The 9,800-nt window shown below is 67.6% G+C and carries 10 protein-coding genes; 7 read left to right on the top strand and 3 right to left on the bottom strand.

The window, feature by feature from the left end:
* Positions 1-52: 52 nt before the first annotated feature.
* The 3 genes from ACQPW1_RS37655 to ACQPW1_RS37645 form a co-directional block, all read right to left on the bottom strand.
* Positions 53-508 (bottom strand): AMP-binding protein, encoded by a 456-nt coding sequence (locus tag ACQPW1_RS37655; RefSeq protein ID WP_433657307.1) that lies wholly within the window; start codon positions 506-508, stop codon positions 53-55.
* Positions 509-660: 152 nt separating this feature from the next.
* A complete protein-coding gene (locus tag ACQPW1_RS37650) occupies positions 661-1,755 on the bottom strand; it encodes an ABC transporter substrate-binding protein (RefSeq protein ID WP_433657305.1) in 1,095 nt (364 codons plus the stop codon).
* 157 nt (positions 1,756-1,912) lie between these two features.
* Positions 1,913-2,719, bottom strand: a complete 807-nt coding sequence (locus ACQPW1_RS37645; RefSeq protein WP_433657303.1) for a VOC family protein — start codon at positions 2,717-2,719, stop codon at positions 1,913-1,915.
* 250 nt (positions 2,720-2,969) lie between these two features.
* Here ACQPW1_RS37645 and ctaD point away from each other — a divergent pair, with 250 nt between their 5' ends.
* From ctaD to ACQPW1_RS37610, 7 genes are all read left to right on the top strand, one after another.
* Positions 2,970-4,712 (top strand): aa3-type cytochrome oxidase subunit I, encoded by a 1,743-nt coding sequence (gene ctaD / locus ACQPW1_RS37640; RefSeq protein ID WP_433657301.1) that lies wholly within the window; start codon positions 2,970-2,972, stop codon positions 4,710-4,712.
* A 236-nt stretch (positions 4,713-4,948) separates the two neighbouring features.
* Positions 4,949-6,169 carry a phosphoserine phosphatase SerB gene (serB, locus tag ACQPW1_RS37635; protein WP_433657299.1) on the top strand — a complete coding sequence of 407 codons (1,221 nt, stop codon included), beginning with the start codon at positions 4,949-4,951 and terminating at the stop codon, positions 6,167-6,169.
* Positions 6,170-6,299: 130 nt separating this feature from the next.
* Positions 6,300-6,743, top strand: coding sequence for a protease inhibitor I42 family protein (locus tag ACQPW1_RS37630; protein ID WP_433657297.1), 444 nt, complete (start codon positions 6,300-6,302; stop codon positions 6,741-6,743).
* The gene (locus tag ACQPW1_RS37625) at positions 6,743-7,549 is read left to right on the top strand and encodes a peptidyl-tRNA hydrolase (RefSeq protein ID WP_433657295.1); all 807 of its coding nucleotides are present in this window, start codon (positions 6,743-6,745) and stop codon (positions 7,547-7,549) included. The genes ACQPW1_RS37630 and ACQPW1_RS37625 overlap by 1 nt, the downstream gene beginning before the upstream one ends.
* Before the next feature lie 277 nt (positions 7,550-7,826).
* Positions 7,827-7,994 (top strand): hypothetical protein, encoded by a 168-nt coding sequence (locus ACQPW1_RS37620; protein ID WP_433657293.1) that lies wholly within the window; start codon positions 7,827-7,829, stop codon positions 7,992-7,994.
* 61 nt (positions 7,995-8,055) lie between these two features.
* Positions 8,056-8,889 carry an ABC transporter ATP-binding protein gene (locus tag ACQPW1_RS37615; protein WP_433657291.1) on the top strand — a complete coding sequence of 278 codons (834 nt, stop codon included), beginning with the start codon at positions 8,056-8,058 and terminating at the stop codon, positions 8,887-8,889.
* Between the two features lie 116 nt (positions 8,890-9,005).
* Positions 9,006-9,776: an NUDIX hydrolase gene (locus tag ACQPW1_RS37610; RefSeq protein ID WP_433665450.1), complete on the top strand. Its 771-nt coding sequence runs from the start codon at positions 9,006-9,008 to the stop codon at positions 9,774-9,776.
* Positions 9,777-9,800 lie beyond the last annotated feature (24 nt).

The raw sequence follows: 9,800 nt of genomic DNA, 5'->3' as shown, positions 1-9,800 counted from the left end.
CGGCAAACATGCCGCCGGGCGCGCCCGAATGTCGTCGGGTGCGCCCGGGGGATCAGGCCGACAAGGGCAGCTGGTCGGCTTCGGTGAGCGGTGCGTCGGAGCCTGCGAGGTAGCGCTGCAGGGTCGAGCGATCGTCCAGCACCAGCCAGGAGATCGCGTCGGTGAGCTCGGCGCGCTGCGCCTTGGTGGTCACGCCGAGGGTGGTGCCCAGCATGAACGTGCCGTCCGCGGCGGCCGGTACCGGCATGGCGCCGATCTTGACGATGGCCCGCTCGGCGACCACGGACTCGATGTCGTCGGTGATGGCGATGGCGACCCGGGTGTTGGCGCCCGCGCCGATCCCGAGCAGCAGCCTGGCCAGCCGGTTGGACCAGCGATCCAGTTCGGCGTAGGTGAGGACGCAGTCGGCGGTGGACACTACGACCGCGTTCGGATCGACCTCGGCGACGGGCCGCGCGAGCGGCAGCAGGCGGAGGTTGTCGGCGAGCGATTCGGTCAGCGTATGCATTGTGGTGTCCCTCGAAGTCTCGGTGAAGAGGTTGTTTTGCGTACCTCTAAATCTCGTCTACGAGGGAGAACTTCGACAGCAACCCAAGCGCTGGTGGTTGTCCCTCCCAGGGTGGGGAAATTCCACCCTGGGGGTACCTCCGGGGAGCTAGCTCAGTCGGTGACGAACCCGTTGAGCGTGCCGTTCAGATCGGCGAGCAGCGCGCGGGCGGCGACCAGGCCGTTGCCGTGCCAGACGGTGTCCTCGACGGCGAAGACGCGTTTGTCGGTCGCGGCGCCGAGGTCTTTCCAGTCGTCGGTGCGCATCACCTGCTCACCGCGCTCCTTGCCCTTTTCACCGGCCAGGATCACGTAGATCAGGTCGCCCTCCACCTTGGTGGCGAACTGATCCGGGGTGACGTCGAAGGAGGGGCCGCGCTGGGCGGTCGGGCGCTGCACACCCACGTCGCCGACGATCTGACCCGCGAAGCTGTTGTTGCCCTGCACCTGGTCGGTATCGGCGGTGAATCGGACGAGCGACGCCTGGGTTTGATTGGCGGAGATCGCGTTACCGGTGTCGGTCGCCTGGGTGCGGTAGTCGTCGAGGGCGGACTCCGCGGCCGCCTTTCGGCCCAATCCCGCTGCGAGCGCGGTGAATTCGGCCTGCCAGCTGTTGTTCGCGCCGACCAGCACGGTGGGCGCGATCGCCCGCAGCGTGTCGAAACTCGCCGTGGCGGTAGGGATATCGCCGAGGATGAGGTCGGGGTGCAGACCGGCGATCAGCTCCGGATTCGGCTGCGCGGCCGTGCCGACGCCGGGGATCTTCAGCACGCCGGTGCCGAGGTACTCGGGTTGCGAGCTCGGGCCGTCCAGGGTGACCGCGCCGACGACGCGTTCCCACAGGCCGACCGCGCACACCGCGTCCAGCGCCGAGGTGGTGAGCACGACGATGCGTTGCGGATCGGCGGGCACCTCGGAGACGCCCGCGGCGTGCGTGACGGTGCGGGTGCTGCCGTTGCCCGGATCGGGTGCGCTCGGCAGGGCGCAGGCCTTGGTGGTGTCGCGTTCGAGCCCGATCACGCCCGCACCGGCGATGTTCGTGGTGGTGCGGACGATGCTGCTCGCGTCGTCGGGCTTGCTACTGCAGCCCGCGGCGACGACGGTCGCGCACAACGCGCCGACGGCGACGATCCGGCGCGCCACGCGGGCGGTGCCGGATCGGGGTGAAGCTGTGCGGTTTCGGGTACGAACGAAGGCGCTCAGCGGCATGCGGGTGAGGGTACATGCGTGGACGGGGCCGGAGGGGGAGAGGTCAGCGCCACCGCGCGCCGTATCCCATGGCCAGCGCATACCCGCGATAGGCCCGTCTACCGCAGCCGCGCGGAATCCCACTGTCGGACAGGGAATTCCGCGCGAGCCGATGCCGTCAGGCCTTGTCCCCGCCGAGGCTGAACCGGGCGCCGGTGACATCGGTAACCGTCGCCAACCGGCCGAATTCGCTGTCCTCGGGCGGATTCACCACTGAACCACCCAGCTCGACGACCTTGGCGACCGTCTTGTCCACATCGTCGGCGCCGAAGTACACCGACCAACCGCCGGGCACGCCCTCGGGCAGGAAGGCCGACGCATCGAGGACGCCGCCCAGCATCGGGCTGTCCGAGTGAATGGTGGTGTAGCGGAACCCCGCCGCGTCCGAGATGGTGAAGGGATCCTGCCAACCGAAGACCTCGCGGTAGAAGTCGAGCGCGGTGTCATAGGCGCGGGTGTGCAGCTCGAACCAGGACGGCACGCCGTTGCTGTCGCCCCATTTTCCGCCGGTGACCAGGGCGGGGGTCTCGATGCCACCGAACGTGCCCGCCTGCCAGACGCCCACCCCGACACCGCCCGCGTCGCCGAGCACGGCCATGCTGCCGATATCGCCGATCGGCATCGGCGGCACGACCACCGTTCCGCCCTGCGCGACAGCCTTGTCCGTGGTGGCCTGGATATCGGTGCTGGTGAGGTAGATGGTCCACTGCTCGGGCGCGTCGGCGTCCCCCTCGGTGTGCCCCATCGCGCCCGCGACCGCGAGCCCGTTCCGCCGGAACGTGACGTAGCCGCCGAACTCCGCGCCGGCGCGGTCGGCGGTCCAGCCGAACAGCTCGCCGTAGAAGGCGATGCTGCGGTCGAGATCGGAGGTGTAGAGATCGACCCAGCAGGGATCGCCGGGCTTGGGCTGGTTCTGGTCTGTCATGGCTGGTCTCCTGGGCTGGGGTGGAACACTGGTCACCGATATAGACGCCTGCCGCGAACGAAACTCATCGCTGCCGTCGGTCCGACCCCGACCAACGAAATACGACACAGAGTAGGACCCGTGCGGATTGCTGCGGCAGCACGGTTTACGATTCCAGAAGCGCAAGCGAACTGTCGTCTGTTCCGACACGGGGATGGATGCAAGCAGCGGAGCCTGCGGAGCGAACCTAAAGGCACCTTCAGGAGGATCAGTGACTGCGGTAGAGCCCCAGCCAGTCCAGCAGTTGGAAGCGACTCGGCCGTATCCGGCACGGACCGGGCCGAAGGGTTCGTATCTCTACAAGATGGTCACCACCACCGACCCCAAGGTGCTCGGGGTCATGTACCTGGTGACCGCGATGAGCTTCTTCCTCATCGGTGGTCTGATGGCGCTGATGATGCGGGCCGAGCTGGCCCGTCCCGGCCTGCAGTTCCTCTCGCCCGAGCAGTTCAACCAGCTGTTCACCATGCACGGCACGATCATGCTGCTGTTCTACGCGACCGCGATCGTGTTCGGGTTCGCGAACATCGTGCTGCCGTTGCAGATCGGCGCCCCCGACGTCGCCTTCCCGCGCCTGAACGCGTTCAGCTACTGGCTGTACCTGTTCGGCGGCACGATGGCGACCGCGGGCTTCATCACCCCGGGTGGCGCCGCCGACTTCGGCTGGACCGCCTACACCCCGCTGACCGACATCCTGCACTCGCCCGGTGTCGGCGCCGACCTGTGGATCCTCGGTCTCGCCGTCTCCGGTCTGGGCACCATCCTCGGTGGCGTCAACATGCTGACCACCGTCGTCTGCCTGCGTGCCCCCGGCATGACCATGTTCCGGCTGCCGATCTTCACCTGGAACATCGCCGTCACCAGTGTGCTTGTCCTGCTTGCCTTCCCGCTGCTGACCGCGGCGCTGTTCGGCCTGGCCTACGACCGGCACCTCGGTGGCCACATCTACGACCCGGCCACCGGCGGCGTGCTGCTCTACCAGCACCTGTTCTGGTTCTTCGGGCATCCCGAGGTGTACATCATCGCGCTGCCGTTCTTCGGCATCGTGTCCGAGATCTTCCCGGTGTTCTCGCGTAAACCGATCTTCGGTTACACCACGCTGGTGTACGCGACGCTCGGCATCGCCGCGCTGTCGATCGCGGTGTGGGCGCACCACATGTACGCCACCGGTGCCGTGCTGCTGCCGTACTTCTCGTTCATGACGTTCCTGATCGCCGTGCCGACGGGTGTGAAGTTCTTCAACTGGATCGGCACCATGTGGCGCGGGCAGTTGACGTTCGAGACACCGATGCTGTGGTCGATCGGCTTCCTGGTGACCTTCCTCTTCGGTGGTCTGTCGGGTGTCATCCTGGCCAGCCCGCCGCTGGACTTCCACGTCACCGACTCGTACTTCGTTGTCGCGCACTTCCATTACGTGCTCTTCGGGACCATCGTGTTCGCCACCTTCGCCGGTATCTACTTCTGGTTCCCGAAGATCACCGGGCGGATGATGGACGAGCGCCTGGGCAAGTGGCACTTCTGGACCACGTTCGTCGGCTTCCACACCACCTTCCTGGTGCAGCACTGGCTGGGTGCCGAGGGCATGCCGCGTCGTTACGCCGACTACCTGCCCAGCGACGGTTTCACCACGCTGAACACCATCTCCACCATCGGCGCGTTCATCCTCGGCGCCTCGATGCTGCCGTTCGTCTGGAACGTCTTCAAGAGCTTCCGCTACGGCGAGGTCGTCACCGTGGATGACCCGTGGGGCTACGGCAACTCGCTCGAATGGGCGACCACCTGCCCGCCGCCGCGGCACAACTTCTACGAGCTGCCGCGGATCCGGTCCGAGCGTCCGGCGTTCGAGCTGCACTACCCGCACATGGTCGAGCGGATGCGCGCCGAGGCGCACGTCGGCTGGGGTTCGGGTAAGCACTCGACCGAAGTCCACGAGAACGCCGTGGCAACCAAGTAGGACTTAGTAACGACAACGAGTGTGCACCTGCTGGTGACAGCGGGTGCATGCGCGTTTACTCTGCAAATGTTTACGGATACGGCCCTCCTCATGTTGTAAATTGCTCGCCGCCCCGGTCGTTGCGGTGGGCGGGGCTGGTGCCGCGGTGAGGGTCGTTGCTGGATCTAGTTGCTGTGCTCGGCTTTTACGCTAGCGCGGAGCGTCTCCATCGAACACAGGACTTGGAGCTACATCAGTTGGCCGACACCACCGTTCTCGTCACCGTCACCGGACCCGACCGCCCCGGCGTGACGTCCGTGCTGCTCGCGGCGATGTCCCGGCACCACGTGAGCCTGCTGGACGTCGAGCAGGTCGTCATCCGCGGTCGGCTGACCCTCGGGGTACTGGTGACATGCCCGGGTGACCCCGAGTCGTTGCAGGACGAGCTCGAAGAAGCGATGAACACCGTCGGCGTGCACGTCGACGTGGAGGTCGACGCGGCGATCGGCCGCGAGCCGATGTCCACCCACGCGGTCGTCATCCTCGGCTCACCGGTCACCGCGCACGCGTTCAGTGCGGTGTCACGGCAGCTGGCGTCCCTCGGCGCCAATATCGACACCATCCGCGGCATCGCGGATTACCCGGTCACCGGGATGGAGCTGCTGGTCACCGCGACCGACACCGCGCCGGACACCGATTCCCGGCTGCGCACGGCGCTGGCCGAGGTCGCGGTGGCCGAGCGGGTCGACGTCGCGGTGGAACGGGCTGGACTGGCCCGCCGGGCCAAGCGGCTCATCGTGTTCGACGTCGACTCGACCCTCATCCAGGGCGAGGTGATCGAGATGCTTGCCGCGCACGCGGGCGTGGAGGAGGAGGTCCGCAAGGTCACCGAATCCGCCATGCGTGGCGAGATCGACTTCGGTGAGTCGCTGCGCCAGCGGGTCGCGACGCTCGAGGGCCTGGACGAGTCGGTGATCGAGGAGGTGGCCGACCAGATCGAGCTGACCCCCGGCGCCCGCACCACCATTCGCACGCTGCGCCGTCTCGGCTTCCGCTGCGGTGTGGTGTCGGGCGGCTTCCGTCAGGTGATCGAGCCGTTGGCACACGAGCTCGAGTTGGACTTCGTGCAGGCCAACACGCTGGAGATCAAGGGCGGCAAGCTGACCGGACGGGTTGTCGGCGAGATCGTCGACCGTGCGGCCAAGGCCACCGCGCTGCGTAAGTTCGCCGCCGAGGCGGGGGTGCCGATGGAGCAGACCGTCGCGGTCGGTGACGGTGCCAACGACATCGACATGCTCAATGCGGCAGGCCTCGGCGTCGCCTTCAACGCCAAGCCTGCGCTCCGTGAGATCGCCGATGCCGCACTGTCGCACCCCTACCTGGATGCGGTGTTGTACGTCCTCGGTGTCACCCGGCACGAGGTGGAGGCCGCGGACGCCCGCGACGGACTGGTCCGCCGGGTGCCGCTCGATCAGTGACCCTGCGGGTTGTCCGGCCGGGGCGGCGCTGCCGCTGACCCCGGCGGAGCGGTGTCGATGGCCGGATTCGGTGGTCGCCCTCGGTAGGCTGGCGCCGACCAGGATCGTGCGGGCGAAATCGGAGGGTGCGTTGCGGAAATCTCTGCTTGTGCTGCTGCTTGGATTGGCGGTTGTCGGGTGCGGCAAGAACGATTCGTCCTCGGACGCGACCTCGTCGGTCGCGCCGACCTCGGCCAAGGGACCTGCCGCGGTGACGGCGGGTGAAGGTGACAACGGGCAGGAACGGCGGATCGCCGTCGGGCAGTCCCTCGTGGTGACGCTGCCCGCGAACCCGTCCACCGGATACATGTGGCAGATCACCCAGCTGGACGCGAATCTGCTTCAGGCGCAAGGTGATCCGGGGTTCAAGCCGGACCCCAACGTTCCGGTCGCGCCCGGCTCCGGTGGCGGTTCGGTGTGGACCTTCGTGGGCAAGGCCGCCGGTATCACCACGCTCTCGATGGAGTATCTGCGGCCGTGGGAGCAGGGTGTCGAACCGGCGCAAACGTATTCATTGACGATCAAGGTGGAGTGATGTCGAGCATCCCGGAATGCGGTGCCGGAGTCCGGGACGCCCTGGCAGACCCTGTGCAGCCGGTGGCATTCGACGAGGAGGGGTTCCGCGTCCGGCACGCGGAGCTCGCGCAGGGCTACGGCGGCGCGGGCGACCCCGAGGATCCGGCTATGGTGCAGGCCATGCAGCTCGTGCTGCACCTGCCCAAGGTGGATCCGCCGCCGCGCAGTGCGCTGCTCGCCGCGGCGGCGACCGCGTCGGTGGCGCTGTGCCTGGACGAGCGGGTCGGACCCGACGGCGAGTGGGCGCAGCGTTACCTGGCCTGGAAGCGCTCACGTATCCGCAAGGTGAGTCGGCGCGCCCGTGGTGCACAGTGGCTCGCGGCGAACGAGGTGGACGGTGTCACAGTCGATCTCGACGGCGCGCAGGCACGAGCGCTCGTCCCCGGGCCGGTCGGCGAGGTCGATCCGCGGATCCGGCGTTTACAGATCGGCGGCACCGACCTCGAGCACGACGATCCGGGCCCCGCCGATCCCGAACTGCCGGTGCTGTGGGTGAATTCCGAACTCGGCATGACACTGGGCAAGGCCGCCGCACAGGTGGGTCACGCCAGCATGTTGCTGGCGGGCGCGTTGACCGCGGATCAGGCGTTGCGCTGGGCCGAGCAGGAATTCCGTTGTTCCGTAAGGGAAGCCGATGCGCGACAATGGAAGGCGTTGATCGAAGAGGTCTCGTGCGGCACAGCGGTGGCGGTGCGCGACGCCGGGTTCACCGAGGTGGCGCCCGGCTCGATGACAGTGATCGCGGTGCCGGCTCGATCGTCATAGGCTCGATCGTCATGAGGAAGTGCTTACGGATGGGCGAGTCCGTTTAGAGCGCTTGCGATCGGGTGTGCGCGAGGCAGCAAGACGCGCTTGCGAGCGTGAATACCCGAGGCCGCATCGTTGCAAAACACCCACACTGAATGCGCTTCGCGCGAGTCGAATTTGGGTATGACTTTGAGCAACTTCACCGAGGACGTTGTGCCCTACCCCCGCCGGTCCCTTCAGGCGGAGGCTCGTTATATCGGCATCGCGGCCTTGCCGACCGAAGGAAGGACCAGCTATGACGACGCTGCTGGTGATTCTCGCCCTGTGGGTGCTCCTATCGGTTCCATTGGCACTCATCGTGGCCCGGCTGCTACACAAGTCGGACGACGAGGACCATCACCATCCGAACCAACCCGACGACCAGCGCCTTCGCGATCTCTTCGCGCTGGGCCGCCGCCGCTGACCCGAGCGACACGCTTTTCAGACCCGCCCGCGTTGGCGAGTAGCCGGGCGGGTGGGCCAAGATGGACCGCGTGCCGCAACCGGATCCCGATCTGCTCATCGATTTCACCGACGTCACCGTTCGCCGTTCGGGCCACACGCTCGTCGGCCCGGTGACCTGGCAGGTCGAGCTCGACGAACGCTGGGTCGTGCTCGGCCCCAACGGCGCGGGCAAGACCTCACTGCTTCGCATGGCCGCCGCCGAGATGCACCCGACCTCGGGCATCGCCCATCTGCTCGGTGAGGTGCTCGGCAAGGTCGACGTCAGCGAGCTGCGGCCGCGGATCGGACTGTCGTCCGCCGCGGTGGCCGGGCGGGTGCCGCGCGACGAGAAGGTCAGCGATCTGGTGGTGTCGGCGGGGTACGCGGTGCTCGGCCGCTGGCGCGAACGCTACGACGACGTCGACACCGACCGCGCCGTCGACATGCTGGAAAGCCTGGGCGCCGAACACCTTTCGGACCGCACCTACGGCACGCTGTCCGAGGGGGAGCGCAAACGGGTGATGATCGCCCGCGCGCTGATGACCGACCCGGAGCTGTTGCTGCTCGACGAACCGGCCGCGGGTCTCGACCTCGGCGGTCGCGAGGAACTGGTGGAACGACTCGGCGATCTGGCCGCCGACCCGGACTCGCCCGCCATCGTGCTGGTCACCCACCACGTCGAGGAGATTCCACCCGGCTTCACCCACGGACTGTTGCTCAACGAGGGGGAAGTGGTCTCCCAAGGTTTGCTGACGGACGTGCTGACATCGGAGAACCTCAGCGACGCCTTCCGCCAGTCCATCGCCTTGGACCGCGTGGACGGCCGCTACTTCGCCCGTCGCGCGCGACGCGCCGGGAAGCACCGCACCCGCTGAGCCGCTACCCGTGACGGCGCTCACCAAGCGCGCGTTAGGGTGCAGGAGTGAGTGAGATAAACGCATCGGCTGACTCTCAGCCTCAGGTCGTGTCGCCCAAGGACGCGTCGACGGTGATGCTGGTGCGTGACGGCGCGGCCGGACCCGAGATCTTCCTACAGCGCCGGGTCGGCGCGATGGCGTTCGCGGCCGGGATGACCGTGTTCCCCGGCGGCGGCGTCGACCCCTCCGACGGCACGGCCGACATCGAGTGGGCCGGACCCGAACCCGCTTGGTGGGCTGAGCGTTTCGCCACTACCGAGCCGGTCGCCAAGGCGCTGGTGTGCGCCGCCGTGCGCGAGACGTTCGAGGAATGCGGTGTGCTGCTTGCCGGTCCGACCGCGGACAGTGTCGTCTCCGACACCACGGGCTATCGCGAGGCTCGCGGCAAACTGGAGCGGCGCGAGCTGTCACTGGCCGGTTTCCTCGCCGCGGCGAAACTGGTGTTGCGCGCGGATCTGCTTCGGCCGTGGGCGAATTGGATCACCCCGGTGATCGAACCGCGACGCTACGACACCAGATTCTTCGTCGCGGTACTGCCGGACGGACAACTCGCCGACGGCGCCACCTCCGAGGCTGCCGAGGTGCAATGGCGCACACCGGCCGACGCCCTGGACCGGTGGCGGGCGGGCACCGACATCCTGCTGCCACCCACCTGGTCGCAATTGGACGCGTTGCGTGAATTCGGTTCCACCGCCGAGATTCTCGCCGCCGAACCGCTGATCGAGCCGATCATGCCGGTGCTGGATCGGACCGGCGGGCAGCGGGTGCTGACCTTCGCCGACAGTCAGCGCTACTTCGCCGATCTCCCGGATGCGAGCAGGCTCAAGGGATCCGTCCGCAAGTGAGTGCCCGGACCACCACCCGGTAGC

It is taken from the genome of Nocardia sp. CA-128927, from assembly GCF_050955855.1.
Taxonomy (GTDB): Bacteria; Actinomycetota; Actinomycetes; order Mycobacteriales; family Mycobacteriaceae; genus Nocardia.
Note: the sequence above shows the minus strand (reverse complement) of the source record. Positions and strands in the feature narration are given on the sequence as shown.

Bases quoted from the DNA above. Each gene is read 5' to 3' on its own strand.
- ACQPW1_RS37655 (WP_433657307.1), bottom strand. From the start codon at position 508: ATGCATACGCTGACCGAATCGCTCGCCGACAACCTCCGCCTGCTGCCG.
- ACQPW1_RS37650 (WP_433657305.1), bottom strand. From the start codon at position 1,755: ATGCCGCTGAGCGCCTTCGTTCGTACCCGAAACCGCACAGCTTCACCC.
- ACQPW1_RS37645 (WP_433657303.1), bottom strand. From the start codon at position 2,719: ATGACAGACCAGAACCAGCCCAAGCCCGGCGATCCCTGCTGGGTCGAT.
- ACQPW1_RS37625 (WP_433657295.1), top strand. From the start codon at position 6,743: ATGTCGAGCATCCCGGAATGCGGTGCCGGAGTCCGGGACGCCCTGGCA.
- ACQPW1_RS37620 (WP_433657293.1), top strand. From the start codon at position 7,827: ATGACGACGCTGCTGGTGATTCTCGCCCTGTGGGTGCTCCTATCGGTT.
- ACQPW1_RS37615 (WP_433657291.1), top strand. From the start codon at position 8,056: ATGGACCGCGTGCCGCAACCGGATCCCGATCTGCTCATCGATTTCACC.
- ACQPW1_RS37610 (WP_433665450.1), top strand. From the start codon at position 9,006: ATGCTGGTGCGTGACGGCGCGGCCGGACCCGAGATCTTCCTACAGCGC.